We start from the raw sequence: 20,243 nt of genomic DNA on the forward strand, positions 1-20,243 counted from the left end.
ATATAAGATTGCATAAGTAGATATGATGCTAGTGATAGTTAATTGTATAGAACTAAAAAAGCAAATTATGGGTGTTGCTCTTAGCTACATAGTTCTTCTACTAGTTTTGAAGACTTAATTTTCTAGCATTCCTTTGTTTTATAGGATTCTTGCCTGTTGAAATAAATATATCCTTGTCCAGTATTACTATGAGAATGAATCTTTGTCTCCTTGCTAGGGCTACTGCAGTTCTATATCTCATTCCTAACTTATTTTGCCATACAGTAACCGAATCAGCTTGAAAAGCTCTGCTTTTTAGCAAGAACATTAAGAAACGTATTTATAAGACTGCAACTTACGTATTTCCCAGTTCTTCACATATTGCTGAACTAATTCAGGATAGTCTCTGATAATTAATAAGTTTTCGGCATTGCCTTTCTTAGCAGTACTAGTAAGGTTGAATGACCCTGTAATGACTATTTCATTATCAATGATAATTACTTTATTATGGGCAATTTTAGGCTTATTATCAATCCAAACTGGTATCTCATTTGCAAATAATTTATTTATTACACTATATTTTAAGTGGAGCTGCGATTTATCTAGGATGACTTTAACATTAACTCCACGCTTTTTAGCCTTAATCAAGGCATCTGCAACTGTTTCAAGAGTAAATGTATATTCTTGAACTGAAATAGATTCTTTAGATTTATTTATTTCGCTGATTACTGGTACAGTACAGTCTTCTTCAGGTGAGAAGCAAACCGTAGCCCTTGGGCAAGGAGAAAATATATAACCTACATAGTAATATAGAGAAAAACATACTAATAAAAATAAAAGATATAAAAATTTCACAAATTATATCTAAAATACAGAACTATATCATGTTTTAATAAAATTATCTGTTAATCCGTATTCCTTCCACTGCTCCGTAACTTTTCTTACTATTTTCTCACTCATTTCAATTTTCCTTCCCCACTCTCGTTTGGTTTCTGGTGGGATCTTGTTTGTTGCATCAAACCCTATTTTGCTTCCTAATCCACTTTCAGGAGAGGCGAAATCTAAATAATCAATTGGTGTGTTCTTTATCATGATAGTATCCCGTGCAGGATCCATCCTTGTTGATATTGCCCATGTTACCTCTTTCCAATCACGTATATTTATATCATCGTCAACAACTATAATAAATTTTGTATATAGAAACTGTTTCAGAAATGAAAGTATACCCATGACAATTCTTTTTGCATGACCAGGATAAGATTTTTTAATTGATACTACTGCTATTCTGTAGGAACACCCCTCTGGGGGCAAATAAAAGTCTGCTATTTCCGGGAATCGACTAATAAGAATTGGCACGAATATTTCGTTCAGTGCCTCACCAAGAATTGATGGTTCATCTGGTGGCTTACCAGTAAAGGTACTGAAGTAGATTGGATTTTTGCGCATTGTAATTGCAGTAACATTAAATTCAGGAAATTGCTCGACAGAATTATAGTAACCTGTGTGGTCTCCGTATGGTCCTTCATCTTGATATTTATCCAAACTCACATAGCCTTCTAAAACAATTTCTGCATGGGCTGGTACTTGAAGTGGTATTGTTTTACAGTTTACAAGCTCTAGCGGCTTTTTCCTTAGCAGCCCAGCAAATTGGTATTCTGATAAAGCCTCTGGCACTGAAACTACAGCAGCAATAAGTGTTGCAGGATCATTGCCTATCACAGCAGCAGCAGGAAATTTCATATTTTGTCTCTCTTCTTTCCATCGTTTATAGTGCATTGCTCCTCCACGGTGGGCAAGCCAGCGCATCAAAGTTGTTTTTTTATCTATGACTTGCATACGATATATGCCAAGGTTGAAATTATCCTGTCTATTTCCTGTAGGTCCTTTTGTTACCACAATTGGCCAAGTAATAAGCGGGGCAGGTTCATTTGGCCAACATGTCTGGATAGGTAACAGCCTAAGGTCTACTTCATCTTCAGTCAGTACTACTTCTTGGCATGGAGCTTTACCTATAATTTTACTTCGCATTGATAATACAGCTCTTAACAAAGGGAACATTTTTATAGCATCAGTGAAGTTTTTTGGTGGCTCAGGAGATTGTAAAAGTGCTAAAAATTTGCCAAGGTCTCTTAGCTTATCAGGGTTTATATTCAGCCCTAAAGCTATCCTATCGATGGTACCAAACAAGTTCACTAGAACAGGAATTGTATTTTTACCATTTTCTGTAATGACATTTTCAAAAATAATAGCTGGTCCTTTATTTAATAAAACTCTACGGTGAATTTCTGTCATTTCGAGAACTGTTGAAACCTCTTTCTTGACTCTAATTAGATCCCTTTTCCTTTCTAAGACTTTAATGAAGTCACGTAGGTTGTTGTACATAGTTTAAAGTAAATCTTCTAGTGTAATTACACAATCTATTATGCCTTTACAAAAATTAATTTTAAAATTAAACTTATATGATTAATACAAAGAATAACTTTCTTCTTTAATTTCATTCTTATCTACATACTACTTCCCTTCTTAAAAGGCTCAACAAATTTCTTTATTACTATAAGGTTTTGTCTAGACCGATGTCTCAGGGAATCCTTGCATATATCTTTTTTGGTCAAGGGCAAGGTTATGCTGGACACTAGACCTCTTGCTGAGCTTTTATACTACATGATGTTGGCAACTCTATATGTAACTCCATTTAATTTTCTCTAACTGCATTTGAACGTTAAAACGTGCTTTTTAAAATGTCTATCACCTTCATCTACTACCTTAGCTTTACTTAAGTGCTTCTTTCTATATAAACGAAAGGTATACTAAAAATCTTATATTGCGAATCCTTTAAAGTAGGATATATATGAAATGTAGTTTTTGTTAGTTTTTATATCTCAAGTAACAAGTTGATAAATAATAAGCAGTTTGCTCACAACATCGCAACCAAATCATGAACAATGATTCCAAAGAAGATAGATAACTAAACAGTTAAAGATTTTTTAATCTATAAAAATCTCCAAGAAGAATCAACTCTACTGCTTGGTAATTTAACTAAAGTTGAACTTTTATACATAATATAAATAAAGCAATAAATGACAATATCAAAAACAGTTTATTAATGACGAGATTAATATATCTTCAGAATACTTGATACTTAGAATAATTTCTTAAAAAGAACACAAGTGCTTTAGCCGTCTATTTTTTGTAAGTAAAGGGGGAATATCTTAATTTTGCTATGTAAGCTTATTTAGTAAGAATGGAAAATAGTGGTACGCCTTTTTATAATTGATGATAATCCTGTTTTAGGAGCAATTGACTTATTGCACTTAAGAAAGCAGACGAGTTGAGTTATGGCTAAGCTAGCTACTATTTTCTATAGAAATTTTCTCATGTTTGAAAAATAAATAAATGTAAGTTTAGTAAAAAATGCACAGAAGTAGTTTTAATACTATCTAGGGTAGTGCAATGAACCTTAATCACTATAGTATTTACAAGTATGTTTGAAGCCTTCTTAAGCAAATACTTTAACTTTGCTGTACAAGAACATACATTTACAGAAGGAATAAAATTTCTGGAAAATATAAGTTATATCTTTACTAAAAAAAGAATTCCTTTTTAAAGTTGCTCATGACTTATGATGGTACAGATTGGCATAAGTAAGCAAATATTAGTTAGCTTCATATATACAAAATATAACTTGCTTATAAACCGTGTTTCATTTTTTTTAAATGAGAAGTTAGGAAACATTAAGTGGAGATAGTTTCCCACCCCTCATTGAAACTTATATAAGTAGAAAAAAGTGGTCACTGCAAGCTTTTGGTTTTTGATGTATAAGTGTAGCTTAGTATAGATTGTTTGAATGTTTCTATTACTAATTACGGTAGTAGTATGAAAAGCATTTCTTCTATGTTATGGAATTGAAATTTAATTCAATTTCTTAACTTAGAGCTTTTTAAGTAGAAAAACTACTTCATGGTTTGCTTTAAAAGCTCCTTTTGTTGCTGTGCGTGTATACTAGCATAACCGCATGCTGAAGATGCAGCAGCAGGTCTTGCGATACACTTAGGCCTTTTTGCTTGAATATTAAGATTAAGCAATACTTCCTCTATCAATGGGTTAACGAAAAACCATCCTCCCATATTTTTTGGCTCTTCTTGACACCATACAATTTCAGCATTTTTGTATTTCTCAAGTTCTTTACTCAATTTGTTAAAAGGGAATGGATAAAATTGCTCTAACCGTATTATTGCTATATCGTTTACTTTTTGTACTTCACATACTTCAATTATGTCATAATAAATCTTACCGCTGCATATTATAACTTTGCGTATTTTATTATCTGAAACTAAGCCTGCTCTGCATTCTGGAGTTACCATAAGGAACTTCCCTTCAAAATCTGGTAGATTAGAAACTGCTCTTTTGTGACGTAATAGCGATTTGTGTGTGAACACTACTAAAGGCTTACGGAAGTTTCGATGGATTTGCCTACGAAGAACATGAAAGTAATTTGCAGGAGTAGAGCAATTAACTACTTGCATATTATCCTCTGCACAAAGTTGTAAAAATCTTTCTATACGTGCTGAGCTATGCTCAGGTCCTTGTCCTTCATAACCATGAGGTAAAAGTAAAACTATACCACTAGATCTCAACCACTTTGTTTCTGCTGATGCAATGAACTGATCGATTATAATTTGTGCGCCATTTGCAAAATCACCAAACTGCCCTTCCCAAAGCACAAGTGAATATGGAGAATCAAGGCTATACCCATATTCGAAGCCCATTACAGCATACTCTGATAGGGCACTATCTATAACTTCAAAGTAGGCTTGTTCTTCATTTATATTATTCAGTGGAGTAAACACTTCTTCTGTTACTTGGTCAATAAGCTTTGAATGACGGTGAGAGAAAGTTCCTCGGCCAGAATCTTGACCTGACAAGCGCACTTCTATTCCTTCTGTAAGTAGTGACGCAAATGCAAGGCTTTCAGCCATTGCCCAGTCTATATTACTGCCAGAATTTATATTGTCTATTCTGATATCTAGTATTTTTCTGACTTTATTATTAATGTTGAAGCTATTTGGTATATTACTATTTATGTGAATACCTAATTTTTTTAGCTTATCTGATGATACTCCAGAATCTGTGTAGTATTCATTCAAATCATTCAGTTTTGCTCTCCTAAGTTTTGACCATTCTCCACAGAACCAGTCAGCTTTTTTTGAAATGTATCTTGCTGATTCAGTGAGACTTTTATCTAACTTTGCTCTAAATTCACTGCGTAGTTTGTTTACCTCATTACTGCTTAGCACCTCTTCTTTAATTAACTTTTCTTCATATAGAATTCCAGGGGTTTTATGCTTTGATATTATCTTGTACATAAGCGGTTGAGTAAAATTTGGTTCATCACCTTCATTGTGGCCATGTCTTCGGTAGCATATTATATCAATCACTACATCTCTTTTAAACTTCTGTCTATATTCTACTGCTAAACTTGCAACAAAATTTACAGCTTCTGGGTTATCTCCATTCACGTGAAATACTGGAGCTTCTATTGATTTTATTATGTCAGTGCAATAAAAAGATGAACGTGTGCAACATGGGTTGGCAGTAAAGCCAACTTGGTTATTAATGATAATATGTATGATACCATCTACTTTATAGCCTTTAATATTGCTTAAGGTTAAAGTTTCAGCAACTACTCCTTGACCTACGAAGGCTGAATCACCATGAACTAATACTCCAAGTGCAGACCTTGTTTTCTGTTTAGCTTTCACTCTCCCAGCTAAAACTGGATTTATTGCTTCAAGATGAGATGGATTATAGCATAAACTTAAATGTATTCTTTTTCCATTAGTAAGTGTTCGATCAGATGAATAACCAAGATGGTATTTGACGTCGCCAGATACCTCAAGATTATTTGGATATGCAAGGTTTCCTTGAAATTCAGATAATATTGCTGTATACTCTTTCCCCATAACTTTAGTTAGAACATTAAGCCTCCCGCGATGTGCCATACCCAAAACTACTTCTTTGATCCCAAGATCTACAGAACTACCAATGATTTTTTCAATTGCGACAATAGCTGATTCTCCCCCTTCAATAGAGAAACGCTTATATCCAGGAAACTTAGTATGGAGAAACTGCTCAAACATCTCAGATTCAATCAAGTGTTTCAGTATTTCCTTTTTATCCTGTGAGCTCAGCACATAAACCTGATTTTCAATCTTCTCCTGTAACCACATTCTCTCATTGTAAGAGGAAATATGCATAAATTCAAAGCCCATATTCTTACAGTAAATATTTTTATATAATTCAGTATCATGTATTGGGAAGAAATTTGAATATTTTTGATAATCTATTTCCTTATTCACGTTTGGTGATAGCGGATTGAGATCAGAAAAAAAATGACCGTAAGACCTAAAAAAATTTAATAAGCTAAAAATTGAGTCATTTGTCTTAGTTGTGTTCTGAGCACTCCAGACTTTATTAACTTCTAAATTGATTGAGAAAATTCTGTGCCAATCTTCTCCGATTGATTTATCCCCTTGCAAGTAACGTCTATACATTTCCTCCAAGAATTCTACATTATCACCATAAAGGTAGGAGTTATTTTCAAAATTTGGCATAGCTATACAAAAGATATCAAGTACTTATAAGTATAACTTAAGTTTCCTGAAAAAGAACTTTTTTGACATCTTGAATTAAGTCAGTGCATTATTGATTTCTTGAGAGTTATCTTCAATATTTAGTTAGACAGTTTTTTCCAAGAAAAACTCTGACAAACTCAAGAGAAGGTTCTTTTTTCTATGTGAAATATGTCTTTGTTGCTACGGTGATTGGAAGATATGTGAAAACTATATAAGTTACTTGTTGCTATAAAATGTCAAGAAGGGTACATACACAGGTAATGACATGGTACAAAATAGCAATAAGCTATATCTCCTATTGCTCAACTGTTTGAATAGTTTCTGGACAACACCTATGATAGTATACTTTAACTTTGCTGTTCTTCAAAAAGGAAAGATTCTATTAAATTACCATTATCATTCATAAATCTTCATTCTAGCAGCTAGCACTAAATTTTAAAGAAAGACAGTTACAGATTAATACTATATCTCTGCAGGACATAATTAACGTTAACCTTGATTGGTATCGAAGTGATAGCTTTATTACCCTCTTAAGTGAAGTAACCTAGAAATAGATTTTTGATCTCCTACCATCTTTACTGTAGAGCAAATAATCATAATGTGAGTAGAGAATCATGCTATGTTATAGCTCATTCTATATATAGGATAAACGATTGTTGTTAGATATGTATCTTATTTCTGCTCTTAAATCTGAAAAATCCTTTTTAGAAATATTAAATTTCCCTTTGTGGGTATGTAAGTAAAACTTTGAATCTCGATATAATCTGATTTATCTGAATTTTCATTAGCTAGTTTTGTGACTTCTTAAATACCTCTTTATTGTGAAGAACTAAGAATAACCTTATTCTTATGTTTCTGAGACTATTTGCAATAAATGTAATGTTAACAATATGCAAATAAACTTGCAGATCTCTTCAGAGAGTTACTTGTGATGATTTCATGTAAACACCAGAATGATATTTATAGAGTTTCCAAGACAGTATCTTATTAGTTTAGTAATGTTCAATCTTGTAATTACAACATGACGTGATATTGAATTTTAAAATATAAAGTAAGGCAAAAGAAAACCTGTAATAACTGGTGTATGCTTTTTAAGCATGTAAACTGGCATTTTACTCTCTCTCAAAGCACTTCAGGTGTGCCCCCTATTCATATAGGAAAATCTTAGATTTTAACAAGAATATAGTGTTAATGTCATGTGCTTTTATTATTCATGCAACCTTAGCATGTAAAAAATAAATACTTTTATTTTCGTGATAGGAGAACCAGTGAAACTTACTAATGTTTTAATCTTGTTTTTGTAATAGGAAATTAGCAGTTTTCCAAGTTGCACATCTAACCAATACTAGAGAGTATAACTTTACTTGCAGCTAAAGAGATAAAAAGTAAGAAGCTATTATAACTAATATCCATACACTATATCTAGTGCTTAAAGATTAGCAAATGTTTTCTTTAATTAACTATGGGAAAAACTTACTTGCATAAGAATTTTTCATAACATTTAATGTATCATAATCTGTAAAATCCAATTTTATTGGTGTTATAGTAATAAACCCATCCCTGGTTTTGCCTACACTACCACTACCTGAATGCTTTCTAGACCATCCTAAACTTAAAGAGCCATCTAAATTTTCAGTAAAAGTTAAATCTCTATCAAGATTATATTCACCTTGTTCAGTAAATTCTACACCTTTCACTTTTTTTGTAGCAGGAAAATTTACACTCATTGCTATATTTTTAGGCCAACCAACCTCAACTAATTTGGCAGTAATTTTTGGCGCAAAGACCTTTGTGTTGTGCCAGTTTATTTCATTATGATATACTTGACTTAATGCGATAGAAGGTATAAATCTTGCAGCACTTTCCATTACTGCACCGATTGTTCCTGAATAACAAACGTCATCTCCAACATTTGATCCAATATTTACTCCTGATAATACTAAATTTGGCTTTTTATTCATGATCTTATTTAGTGCGATGATAATACAATCTGCAGGCGTACCAGATACACTGAACTCCCTTTTACCATGTTGATTTATTTTAATAGATTGCCTGATTCGATAATCAAGTGACCTTGCTGCTCCACTCCTATCAGTATCTGGAGCTACTACCCATATTTCTGACGCAAAGTTTTGTGCAATTTCTTTGAGTAATTTTATTCCTTCGCTTTCAAAGCCATCATCATTTGTTATTAATATAATCATATAAAATTTTATATAACCCAAAAGCTATGATAAGTGATTCTAATCACTTGTTGCAAATAAATCTAACTATCTGGCCTGCTTTTAACTGTCTGTAGTTTCTCTTGATTTTTTAGTACTTTATCTCTATTGTGTATTGATTTGATAATTAAGAGTGGTTTGAACATGGCTAGTTTGGAAAATTTGGTGCAAGAACTTACCAAATTGCAAACGCAATTGAGTTATCATGATGTTTTATATCATCAAAAAAATATGCCAGAAATCACTGATGCTGAATATGATGAGCTAAAGCGAAAGGTAGCTGAAATAGAAATACTTCTTCCAGAAGTTTATGCAATACATAACGGTGTTGGTGCTGCACCTGATGAAAGGTTTTCTAAGATAGAGCATATAGAACCTATGCTTTCTCTAGAAAATGTTTATGATAAACAAGGTGTAGAAAAATTCTTATCTAAAATAAAGAAGTTTTTAATTGAGAATGAAGTAAAAATATTATGTGAACCAAAGATCGATGGGCTATCATTTTCTGCAGTATATGAAGATGGAGAGTTTGTTAGAGCTGCAACTCGAGGTAACGGCTTTGTAGGAGAAGATGTTACTCACAATGTTGCAACAATAAAAAGCATCCCCAAATTTTTACAAGGAGTGGAAGGCAGGTTAGAAGTAAGGGGTGAAATATACATTAGTAACAGTGATTTTTTGAAGCTAAATGAAAATGACAAGTTTTCCAATCCTCGTAATGCAGCTGCTGGTTCTCTGAAGCAGTTAGATGTAAGGGTTACAGCAAGTAGACCGCTTAAATATTTTGCTTACTCCTTGATTGGTGGAGCAGAAAAAAGCCAAAGTGAAGTACTGGAAAAGCTTGAGGTACTTGGTTTTTGTGTAAATAAACATCGATTTCTAACAAGCAGTTTAGATGAAATGCTGAAGTTTTATAACAACGTTTATGATTTTCGCTATAACTTAGATTACGGTATTGATGGAATAGTGTATAAAGTTAATGATTTGCTACTACAGAATCGACTAGGGAATACTCACAAAGCCCCGCGTTCTGCGATTGCATATAAATTTTCTGCAGTTTATGCAAAGACAAAATTAAATAAAATATTTATACAAGTAGGTAGAACAGGAATTTTAACTCCAGTTGCAAGTTTAGTACCAGTCAATATTGGTGGAGTGCTAGTTGGCAAGGCAAGCCTGCATAACCAAAATGAGATAAAGCGCAAAGACATAAGAGAAGGAGATATTGTCATAGTCAAAAGGGCAGGAGACGTAATTCCTCAAATTTCTAGAGTAGATAAAGATTCCCGTCATGGTGATGCACCTAAATTTATGTTTCCTAGAGCATGCCCTGAATGTGGTAGTGAGGTACAGGTTGAAGGGGCATCAGTAAAATGTACTGAAGAGTTTACATGTAAAGCTCAAGTAATAGAAAAACTAAAACATTTTGTATCAAAAGATGCTCTTAATATCACTGGTTTTGGTGAAAAGCAGATAATTTTTTTTTATGAACTTGGCCTAATAAAGCAAATTCCAGATATTTTTGCATTGGAGGAAAGATTAAATGAATTTAATCTAGAAAATCAGTCTGGTTGGGGTAAAAAATCACTAATTAATTTATTAAATGCTATAAGTACCAAAAAGGTGATACCTCTAGATAGGTTTATATTTTCTTTAGGTATCAGGTTTATTGGTCAAGTTACAGCAGGGTTGCTCGCAAATTATTATGTCTCCTATGATAACTGGTACAGATCAATGATGAGACTATTGTCGAATGATACTAAAGTAGATTTAAGTGATACACAGAAAGAAATAGATAAATCTTCTAATAGTGAGCTGATAGGTATAGATGGCATAGGAAAAAAAGCAGAAGAGTCTTTAAAATCTTTTTTTTCAAAGGAACGTAACATTAATATGCTAAATAATTTGACTTTCTATCTTCAAATTCTTCCTATAAGCTCTAGTTCTAGCGATTCTGTTTTAAATAATAAAATTGTAGTATTTACTGGTAAGTTGCTTTCTATGAGTAGAAAAGAAGCAAAAGTAAGAGCAAAGGCTCTAGGAGCAAAAATAAGCTCGAGACTTTCTAATAGAACTGACTATCTAGTTGCAGGTGGAGATCCAGGATTCAAATACAAAAAAGCAGTCGAGTTAGATATAGAGATTTTAAACGAAGATCAGTGGTACAGAATGATAAATTTTTGAGTGTTTAAGTAGCAATTGTCTGTGTTTCCTATGTAAATTAGATGTACTTGTAATTCTTGGCATCTAATAAGTCTTTAAAATAAACTAAAGTGATTCTATATGGATTACAGAAGTTATTGTAGTGTTTGTGCAATCGCTTAATAAAGAATCGGGTAGATTTTGCCTTTGCTAAGGTACATGTTTTGTAATTTATGGAATGAAGAGAAGTCAAATCTTAAAGCTCTACAAACTTACACTAAGGAGTACTATCACAATGTTGATCCATTTCTTCGTTATATCAAGTGGTATACACTCTTTATGTCAATACCTAAAAACGTGAGAGGTTTCACTATCTAACTTGATAGGAGAACAAGGTTACAAGAGCCGTTTACAACTATAGCAACTTTTTGGTGTTCTATACTTTGACCTTTGTATGGTTGCTTTAATATTCTATAATTAGATTTTACAATAAGGCTAACCCTTTATGCTTATGAGCATCAAGCTCCAGAGGTTTTTAAATCTGAAATTTAAAGTCTAGAAAAGTACTATGTCAATAAATGCCGATAAACAGCACACTAGGAAGTGTGCAAATTTTATTTTAGATTTTAATTAAGTAAAGAAGAGCAAGAAAAATTGTAGTGTCTCATAAAAAGGGAACTACAACTTCAATTGTTGGTTTTCTTTATGGAAAGATAAACACAATATATGTTGTTAGGTAATTTTCAGAAAAAGAGAAAATTTTTCTTAAGTAGCTTAGTAAATTTTAGTAATGTATAGAAAGGCAAGAAAGTATCAAAGGTATATTAAGTATGAAGTCTTTATGTAACCTTTTTATCCAAGACTTGCGTCTTTGGGTCCATTTAGGATGTAGTCTGGAAGAAAAGCTTCACTCTCAGTTAGTGAGCATTAATGTCGATTTTGCTTTTAAATCCCCTCCTTTAGGGCTTATTACTGATCGTCTTGAAGACACTATCTGCTATTTAGAAGTAGTGCAAAGTATCAAATCTCTTGCTCAAAGTAAGCAATTTAATTTGATTGAACATTTTACTTATGATATATATGTAGCTATTAGTAACCTTGTAACACAGAAAATGCACATTATTTCTTCTATAAGAGTGGTTACTCATAAGGTTGCACCACCTGTACCAGATTTACATGGAGGAGTTACCTTTACTTATTGCAATTTGCTTCAAAGAGCAGAGAAGTTAATGTAACTGATGGTTTATATTTCTATTGGCTCGAATTTAGGAGATCGTCTTTCTAATTTACAAAAGGCTGTTCAGTTATTAAAAGAATATTATTTAGAAGATCTAAAATCTTCAATTATTCTAGAAACTCAGGCTATTTTACCAAATGGTGCTCCATCTGAGTGGGAGAAGCCATTCCTCAATATGGTTGTGTATGGAAATTGTAATATTTCTCCTGAGAAGTTATTAAAATGCCTTAAACAGATCGAATGCAATATTGGTCGTCCACAAGTTCATGAAAAGTGGGCACCACGCATTATTGATTTGGATATTTTATTATGGGATAATCTAGTGCTAGATGCACCATATCTTACAATTCCTCATCCAGAATTGATGAATAGACCATTTTTGCTTCATTTGATGGCAATGTTTAGTCCTATGGCTAATGTTCCGGGAATTGATAAGACGTTTGATGCTATTGCTTATAGTAAGCCTAACATTAGGAATTGCTTTTTAAAGAGCTTTATACTTTCACCAAAGTTTGTAGGAATTGTTAACATTACTCCTGATTCATTTTCAGATGGTGGACTTTATTATAATTCAGATCAAGCAACTAAGCATGCACTAAGGTTAATATCAGACGGTGCAAGCATAGTTGATCTTGGTGCTCAATCAACAAGGCCTGGATCTCTTATACAACCTTCCAAGGCAGAATATGAGCTCTTAAAACCAGTGCTTGATAATCTCAGTCATTATATGAAAGATGGTGATATTAAAATCGGCATTGATAGTTTTTACCCTGATGTTATTTTGAACGTTCTGGATCACTATAATATTTCTTATGTAAATGATGTAAAAGGAAATCTAGATGATAATACCTTAAAAGTAATTGCAAGTAGCGGATGTAGCATCATTATTATGCATTCACTCTCTGTGCCACCACACATGGATAATATTATTCCAAGAAACACTGACCCAGTCCATACCATAAATTGGTGGACAGAAAAAAGTATTAACAAGTTACTTGCTCTTGGTTTCAATCAAAACTCAATAATTATTGATCCTGGTATTGGTTTTGGAAAATCTCTTTATCAGAATATCTGGATTTTACGTAATATAGAAAAGTTGCAGAATTTTGGTTGCAAGGTTCTAGTGGGTCATTCTAGAAAGTCATTTATTTCCTCTTTTTCTAAGGAGCTTGTCTTTAATCGAGATTTAGATACGATCTCTGTATCGTCTGTGTTATATAACAAAGTTGATTTCCTTAGGGTACATAATGTACGTGATCATGTAAAGTTCTTTGTAGCTCAGGCTGTTCTACAAAAATGATAATTATTGGAATTATGGCTATTGATCCGAATGGAGTGATTGGAGTGAGTAATGGATTGCCTTGGCACTATCCAAGTGAGTTATCACATTTTCACCAAACAACCTATAAGAAAACAATTGTTATGGGAAGAAAAACATTTGGAACAATGCCACAAAGTGTATTAAAAAATCGTACTCCTATTATTTTTTCTCGGAATAAGTTAAATCCTTACTTTAGTGGAGGTATAAAATATACATTTGTTTCTTCTATGCAAGAATTTTTTTCAATTAAAAATAATTCTGAAATTTACATGATTGGCGGAGCACAGATAGCACATCTTTTTTTAAGGCATGGCCTAATCTCAACTTTTATCATAACAGAAATTCACAATCCCTGTAAAGGTGATGTATATTTTAACTTGATGCTTCTTAATGGATGGAGCAAAACCATTCTTACAAAAACTCAAGATTATACTATATGTAGGTTAACACGCTAAATATGCACGTTTGAAGCAATTTATAACCACCACATTCGAATGTGGTGAGGTATTAAAGGGAATCTTGATAGATATACTTCAAAGGTATTAGGGAAAGGTGTTATCCTTTCCATTTGACAAAGACAAGTAATTTACAAAACTGATTGCTATAAAGAGAAGCTAATCAAAGAAGAAGCTGAAGTAATTGCTGATATAGCTTAGCAGCTATGGCATTTACTTGACAATCAAAGATAATATCTTAATTCCATCTTGCTGGTATTGATGAGTCAAAAGCTAAGTGTATACTGGCTTTTTCTCTTGTATTATGTATTGATCTCTTGATAATATTTCTTTATTTTTTGCTACTTCTTCAAACTTCAGGTTATCAGTATGCTTTAACATCGGCTTCTTCAAGTTTTCTAGATCAGAATTACTAATATTGATGCTTTCTCAACCACTGCTTTCTCTTGTAGGCTATTAGATACAGTTTTTATTATAGTTTTGTGTAATATTGTGTAGTATATTGTATTCCTGTTGTCTTTCCTTCTTCTTTCAATTTCCTTTAATGAATAGCTCAAAGAATTAGTTATTATCTGCATATAAAATTACTCTACCTTCAGCATTGCGTGCGGCACACCCTATTGTTTGAATGAAGGTCCCTGATCGAAAAATCATTCTTTATCAGCATCAAAAATTGCAACTAGACCACACTATGGAATATCAAGAACTTCACGTAGTAAGTTAATTCCAACTAGTACATCTATTTCTTTTGATCTTAATTTGCATGTAACGTTAATTCTTTCTGAAGCGCGAATATCTGAATGTAAATAACTTACCCTCATATTTAACTCACTCATATGTTCAGTGAGCCTTTCAGCCATTTTTTATCAATGTTGTTGATTGGAACATAAAATCCATTTTTATTGTTAGTTATGCTTCGTAGATTATATCGCCAACCTGATTTTCTGTTGACTTTATGCTACAAATTGTCTCGCAAGTCCTGTTGGCGAATAAACTTCTATGAAATACATTATTAGTCTTTCTCAGCTCATATTTTCCAGGAATGGCTGAAGTGAAACAGTCTGTGGACGTGCTGCTTCCCATTCTTCGAGAGTTAATGGACGATTATTAAAGGAAAAGGAAGCAGTAAGCCTAAAGCCATAATCAGCTAATTTTTACGTGGTCTTATCGCTACTATACATTGCGCTGATTTGAGGAAAGTAACATAGTTTTCATTGACAAATAGAATTGCATCTTCAGGTAAATATTCAAATAGAGTAGGTGGAAAACATCCAGCTTCTACTCCGTGAAAATAACATGAATAGTTTTCAATTCCTTTACATGTTCCGGTTGTTACCATCATTTCAGTATCGAAATTAGTACGCTGCTCAAGACGCTTTGTTTCAATAAGTTTATTTTGTGAATAGTAATAATCTAAGCATTCATGCAGTTCCTTTTTTATCAACTGGATAGAACGTAATAAAGTCTTGTGTGATGTAGTGTGATCACTGTTTGGGAAAATGTTGATAGTATCCATATGTACTCTAAAATATCCTCGTTCAAATCTAACATCGGAACGTTTGTATTGGAGGTTGGTTAAATTACTTAGGAAATCATTGACATAAATTTTATCCCAACTACTTGATAGTTTTTAGGTGAACCAAGACCGTATATATAAGAAACACTAGCAACTATAATTGTATCCCTGCTCTCTAAAAGATAGATGTCAATTCTTTCGTTGATTATAGATTCTTTTTCAATATAGGTGTCAGTTTGCGGCAAGTAAGCTTCAGGCTGATAACAATCATAATAAGAAATAAAGTATCCAAAGAATTGTGTGCTATACCTAATGAGGTCTGTTTGTCTAATACTATTGTCCTGCAACTAAACTATCAATTGCCTGTGACTGATCACTGTCTGGTTTAAAGTGCGTAACAATTTGAAACTTCATAATTCCTATATTTTCATAACATTTCATTATTAATATATACTGCTAACATGATAAGGTATGAATATGAAAGTGAGTATTTAAAAACTATTTTTTATTTTTATAAAGTTTACTCCAAACCTTATTACTGGTTAGTATAAAAAATACTGTTAAGATTATGAAATATGCTACTACTTTAAATCCAAGCTTGTGTCTGTGCTCTAGTTCTGGCTCTGCTGCCCACTGCAAAAAATTTACTACATCATATGCCATGTTTTCAACTGTAGCTTGCCTTGCACTATCATACTCTACTATTCCATCAGAAAGTGGTGGTGCCATAGCTAACTTACCTACTGGAAAGTATGGATTAAAATATAGACCACTCTCATCTTGTTCAGAATTCTGATATCCAGTTAGGAGTGAATAGATATAGTTTGCACCACCGTGCCTTGCTTTTATAATCAACGATAAATCTGGTGGAACTACACCATTATTGCTTGCTGCAGCTTCTTGCTTTGTTTCAAAAGGTGCAACAAAATAATCTGAAGGTACGCAAGGTCTATCGAACATTTTACCTAGATTATTTGAACCATCTTTAACTTTATAAGAAGCTGCAATCCGTTTTACATCCTCTTCAGAAAAACCTATATCTTGCAAATTACGAAATGCTATCCTATTCATTGAATGACAAGCAGAACAAACTTCTTTATATACTTTATAGCCACGCTGGATTGACTCTCTATTAAAGGATCCAGTAATTCCACTAAAACTCCAGTTCATTTTTTTGTTAGGCAATGGTTTAAATTCTTCTGCATATACAAAATGAACAAAAAAAAGTATATAAAGTGCAGAAAGTACATTTTTTACTAGCACTATTTTATCCCCAGTACAGAGTCACTTATAGTTTTTGGCAATTTTTGTGGCTTTTCGTACCTACTAAGTATTGGTAAGACTACTACAAAGTATGAAAAGTAGTAAAGACTAGAAAGTCTACTGAGAGCAATATAAGGCTCTTTCATTTCTTGCCCTCCAAGCCAGCCAAGAAATGTAAAATTTACTATAAAGGCCCAGAAAAAAACCTTAAATGATGGGCGATAGGCACCACTTTTAACTTTTGTTTTATCAAGCCATGGTAATAGAAACCATACTAAAATGGATCCAAACATGGTAAGAACTCCAACAAGTTTATTTGGAATTGAACGTAACATTGCATAAAAAGGTAGAAAATACCATTCAGGTACTATATGTACTGGAGTAACCATGGAATCAGCTTCTATATAATTATCAGGATGCCCAAGGTAATTTGGAGCATAAAAAACAAACATAAATAAAACTATAAAAAATAGACCAAAGGTTATACAATCTTTAACTATGTAATAAGGGTAAAAAGGGATTGTATCTTTATCCGATTTTACTTCTACCCCACTTGGGTTACCAGAACCAAACCTATGTAGAGCAGTGATATGTAGAATAGCTAGGGCTATAGTAATAAAAGGCAGAAGGTAATGAAGAGCAAAAAAGCGATTAAGTGTTTGATTGTTAACAGAAAAGCCGCCACAAAGCCATGCAACTACTTTATCACCAACTAAGGGTATGGCTGAAAATAGATTAGTTATAACTGTTGCCCCCCAGAAGCTCATTTGTCCCCATGGAAGAACATAGCCCATGAAGGCTGTTGCCATCATCACAAAGAATATAAATATACCAATAAACCATACTAACTCTCGTGGTTTTTTATAAGACCCATAATATAACCCACGCATTATATGAATATATACTACTATGAAAAAGAGTGAAGCTCCAACAGCGTGAGTATAACGTATTAGCCATCCATAGTTTACATCACGCATTATTCGTTCTACACTATTAAATGCATGATCAATATGAGGAGTATAGTGCATAGCAAGAAATATACCTGTTATTATTTGCAAAATTAATGCTATACCAGCTAAAGAGCCGAAGTTCCAGGCATAATTTAGATTTTTTGGTACTTGATAAGAAGCAATATGTTTTAGAAAAGAGAATATAGGTAGCCTATATTCTACCCAACCTAGTATGCCTTTTTCTTTTTCTATTGTTGTACTTTCTTTAGAATCATCCTGCATGGCTTGAAGCTTTGTATATCTTTAATTTACATATTGTTATCTTATCTACTTGTCTACTTAAAAACAATAAAAACTTTAAATCAAAGGTCAAATCTCACTGAGAGGGTATAGACAATTTTATTTTTCATGGACATATGTACTACTAAGTGGCCCCATGAATGGGATCAACTATTTATGTGATAATTTCTCAATGAAAAACATTATCATGTAATGATTTCTTTTTCTTTCAGTAAGCTTTGTAGCTCACCTTTTTCGTACATCTCGCGAGTGATGTCAGAACCACCAATAAATTCTCCCTTTATATATAATTGCGGAATTGTTGGCCAATCAGAAAACTCTTTTATAGACTGACGTATTTCGTTATCTTCTAACACATTGATATATTTAAATTTAACATTTAACTTTTTAAGGATAGATACAACAAGCCCAGAAAATCCACATTGAGGAAAATCAGAAGTGCCTTTCATATATAAGAGCACATCGTTTTCTATTATATCTTTTCTTATTTGTTCAAAATTTTTCATAAAAGTTTACCTTAACTAAGTGCTAGTTTCTAATTGCAACGCATGTATTGACTGGTTCTCTAGAGCTTTATACACCATTTTATGTTGTTCTACTCTTGTCTTTCCAAGGAAACATTTAGAAATTATTTTTAAGTGATAATGATTATTGTCCCCAGTAAGATCATTAATCTCTATGTTAGCATCTGGAAATGATTGTTTAACAACCTTTTCTAATTCATGAACTGTTATAACCATTAGTTTGTTTTTGATTGTAATATTTTGATTATAAACCTAAAATGATCATATGCAATAGTTATTGTGAGGACAATAAATTTAGTGTACTGAGAACAGTCAAAAGGCGAGATTTTAATTGGCTCTCATATTCATTCCAGTCTTGTATTGCTTTTCTTGCAACATCTGAGCGTATTGCAGCTTTTGCAACAGCAGGAGAGACTATCGAAATTAATCTTGGGTCAAATGGAGTAGGTACTATATATTCACGTCCATAGCTCATTCTACGATTACCGTAAGCTGCAGGTATTTCATCAGGTACTGGCTCACGCGCTAGCTTTGCTATTGCACCTGCAGCTGCAATCTTCATTTCGTTGTTTATTGCTGTTGCATGTACATCAAGCGCACCCCTAAATATGTAAGGGAACCCCATTACATTGTTGACTTGGTTATTATAATCTGACCTACCAGTTGCAATTATTGCATCCGGCCTTATGGATTTTGCAAGTTCAGGCTTTACTTCTGGGTTAGGGTTAGCAAGAGCAAAAATGATTGGATCTTTACTCATGCTTTTTAGCATTTCTTCGTTTAGTACATCCTTTGCAGACAATCCGATAAATACGTCAGCACCTTTTATTGCATCAGGTAAGGAACGTTCTTTAGTATCAGTTGCGTATTTTTCCTTCCACTCATTCATGTCCTCTTTTCTACTTTTATAGATTACCCCTTTCTTATCGCATAGTACTATACTCTTAGCACCCATTGATCTCAGTATTTCCAAACATGCAATACCTGCTGCTCCAGCACCGTTTATAATAATCTTAACATCCTTTAATTTCTTTCTTACAATATCAAGAGCATTTTCTATGCCTGCTGCAACAACTACTGCAGTTCCATGCTGATCATCGTGAAATACTGGGATATCCATCAGTTCATTTAGACGCCTTTCTATTATAAAACAATCAGGAGATCTTATGTCTTCCAAATTTATTCCTCCCCAACTTGGTCCAAGGTACCTTACTGCATTGATAAAATCTTCTATATTCTCTGTATCAACTTCTATATCGACTGCATCAATGTCGGCGAAGCGCTTGAATAAGACAGCTTTACCTTCCATAACAGGCTTTGAGGCAAGAGGACCAATGTTGCCAAGTCCGAGTACTGCAGTGCCATTTGAAATGACAGCAACACAGTTACTTTTTGTTGTATAATCATAGACAACTTCAGAATTTTTAGCTATTTCAAGACATGGAGCAGCAACTCCAGGAGAATAGGCAAGTGATAAGTCATACTGATTAAACAAGGACTTTGTTGGCAAAATAGATATTTTGCCAGGATTGTTCCCTTTACTGTGATATCTGAGTGCTTCCTGTTTTGTAGTATTATCTAAATCGTTATTTATCATGACGCTCTTATTTTAAATTCATAGTTAGCAAATTTTTAAGTATATGGAGTTTTTATAAATGTTCAATCGTAAACTATTAACTTGTGAACTGAATCCAAATTCTGT

17 protein-coding genes and 1 pseudogene are annotated in these 20,243 nt (G+C 33.1%); 4 read left to right on the forward strand and 14 right to left on the reverse strand.

The genetic code is table 11. The annotated features are described in order from the left end of the window. Positions 1–100 precede the first annotated feature (100 nt). The 5 genes from GOY13_RS01620 to surE all read right to left on the reverse strand — a co-directional run bounded on the left by GOY13_RS01620 (position 101) and on the right by surE (position 8,815). A complete protein-coding gene (locus tag GOY13_RS01620) occupies positions 101–307 on the reverse strand; it encodes a hypothetical protein (protein ID WP_175814093.1) in 207 nt (68 codons plus the stop codon). Then, positions 307–834 carry a phospholipase D family nuclease gene (locus tag GOY13_RS01625; protein ID WP_175814094.1) on the reverse strand — a complete coding sequence of 176 codons (528 nt, stop codon included), beginning with the start codon at positions 832–834 and terminating at the stop codon, positions 307–309. Before GOY13_RS01625 ends, GOY13_RS01620 begins: the two co-directional genes overlap by 1 nt. A 27-nt stretch (positions 835–861) precedes the next feature. Next, positions 862–2,361, reverse strand: coding sequence for a UbiD family decarboxylase (locus GOY13_RS01630; protein ID WP_175814095.1), 1,500 nt, complete (start codon positions 2,359–2,361; stop codon positions 862–864). Positions 2,362–3,929: 1,568 nt separating this feature from the next. Further along, on the reverse strand, positions 3,930–6,590 hold the full coding sequence (locus GOY13_RS01635) for a 2-oxoglutarate dehydrogenase E1 component (RefSeq protein WP_175814096.1): 2,661 nt from the start codon (positions 6,588–6,590) through the stop codon (positions 3,930–3,932). Between the two features lie 1,481 nt (positions 6,591–8,071). Then, on the reverse strand, positions 8,072–8,815 hold the full coding sequence (gene surE / locus GOY13_RS01640; protein WP_175814097.1) for a 5'/3'-nucleotidase SurE: 744 nt from the start codon (positions 8,813–8,815) through the stop codon (positions 8,072–8,074). A 162-nt stretch (positions 8,816–8,977) separates the two neighbouring features. On the opposite strand from surE, the gene ligA reads away from it, so the two are divergent. From ligA to GOY13_RS01660, 4 genes are all read left to right on the forward strand, one after another. Next, a complete protein-coding gene (gene ligA, locus GOY13_RS01645; protein WP_175814098.1) occupies positions 8,978–11,017 on the forward strand; it encodes an NAD-dependent DNA ligase LigA in 2,040 nt (679 codons plus the stop codon). Positions 11,018–11,805: 788 nt separating this feature from the next. Next, entirely contained in the window at positions 11,806–12,210 is a 405-nt protein-coding gene (locus tag GOY13_RS01650; protein WP_175814099.1) for a dihydroneopterin aldolase, read from the forward strand. A 3-nt stretch (positions 12,211–12,213) separates the two neighbouring features. After that, positions 12,214–13,512 (forward strand): dihydropteroate synthase, encoded by a 1,299-nt coding sequence (folP, locus tag GOY13_RS01655; protein ID WP_175814100.1) that lies wholly within the window; start codon positions 12,214–12,216, stop codon positions 13,510–13,512. Continuing rightward, on the forward strand, positions 13,509–13,988 hold the full coding sequence (locus GOY13_RS01660) for a dihydrofolate reductase (protein WP_175814101.1): 480 nt from the start codon (positions 13,509–13,511) through the stop codon (positions 13,986–13,988). Before folP ends, GOY13_RS01660 begins: the two co-directional genes overlap by 4 nt. Before the next feature lie 689 nt (positions 13,989–14,677). On the opposite strand, the gene GOY13_RS03540 is transcribed toward GOY13_RS01660, so the two are convergent. The 9 genes and pseudogenes from GOY13_RS03540 to GOY13_RS01690 all read right to left on the reverse strand — a co-directional run bounded on the left by GOY13_RS03540 (position 14,678) and on the right by GOY13_RS01690 (position 20,135). After that, on the reverse strand, positions 14,678–14,824 hold the full coding sequence (locus tag GOY13_RS03540; RefSeq protein ID WP_369800346.1) for a helicase-related protein: 147 nt from the start codon (positions 14,822–14,824) through the stop codon (positions 14,678–14,680). A 311-nt stretch (positions 14,825–15,135) separates the two neighbouring features. Continuing rightward, positions 15,136–15,504, reverse strand: a complete 369-nt coding sequence (locus tag GOY13_RS03545; protein ID WP_369800347.1) for a hypothetical protein — start codon at positions 15,502–15,504, stop codon at positions 15,136–15,138. 27 nt (positions 15,505–15,531) lie between these two features. Continuing rightward, positions 15,532–15,594: pseudogene (locus tag GOY13_RS03550) on the reverse strand (hypothetical protein); the annotation flags it as partial. Next, complete coding sequence (locus tag GOY13_RS03555) at positions 15,573–15,851, reverse strand: hypothetical protein (RefSeq protein ID WP_369800348.1); 279 nt, start codon at positions 15,849–15,851, stop codon at positions 15,573–15,575. The gene GOY13_RS03555 and the pseudogene GOY13_RS03550, both read right to left, overlap by 22 nt. Positions 15,852–16,002: 151 nt before the next feature. Further along, positions 16,003–16,767, reverse strand: coding sequence for a cytochrome c1 (locus tag GOY13_RS01670; RefSeq protein ID WP_369800349.1), 765 nt, complete (start codon positions 16,765–16,767; stop codon positions 16,003–16,005). Next, positions 16,767–17,999, reverse strand: coding sequence for a cytochrome b (locus tag GOY13_RS01675; RefSeq protein WP_175814102.1), 1,233 nt, complete (start codon positions 17,997–17,999; stop codon positions 16,767–16,769). Before GOY13_RS01675 ends, GOY13_RS01670 begins: the two co-directional genes overlap by 1 nt. A 203-nt stretch (positions 18,000–18,202) precedes the next feature. Continuing rightward, entirely contained in the window at positions 18,203–18,523 is a 321-nt protein-coding gene (gene grxD / locus GOY13_RS01680) for a Grx4 family monothiol glutaredoxin (RefSeq protein ID WP_175814103.1), read from the reverse strand. Positions 18,524–18,538: 15 nt separating this feature from the next. Beyond that, complete coding sequence (locus GOY13_RS01685; RefSeq protein WP_175814104.1) at positions 18,539–18,757, reverse strand: BolA/IbaG family iron-sulfur metabolism protein; 219 nt, start codon at positions 18,755–18,757, stop codon at positions 18,539–18,541. A gap of 58 nt (positions 18,758–18,815) precedes the next feature. Beyond that, positions 18,816–20,135, reverse strand: a complete 1,320-nt coding sequence (locus tag GOY13_RS01690) for a malic enzyme-like NAD(P)-binding protein (protein WP_175814426.1) — start codon at positions 20,133–20,135, stop codon at positions 18,816–18,818. Positions 20,136–20,243: the final 108 nt, after the last annotated feature.

It is taken from the genome of Wolbachia endosymbiont of Cruorifilaria tuberocauda (assembly GCF_013365475.1).
Lineage (GTDB): Bacteria > Pseudomonadota > Alphaproteobacteria > Rickettsiales > Anaplasmataceae > Wolbachia.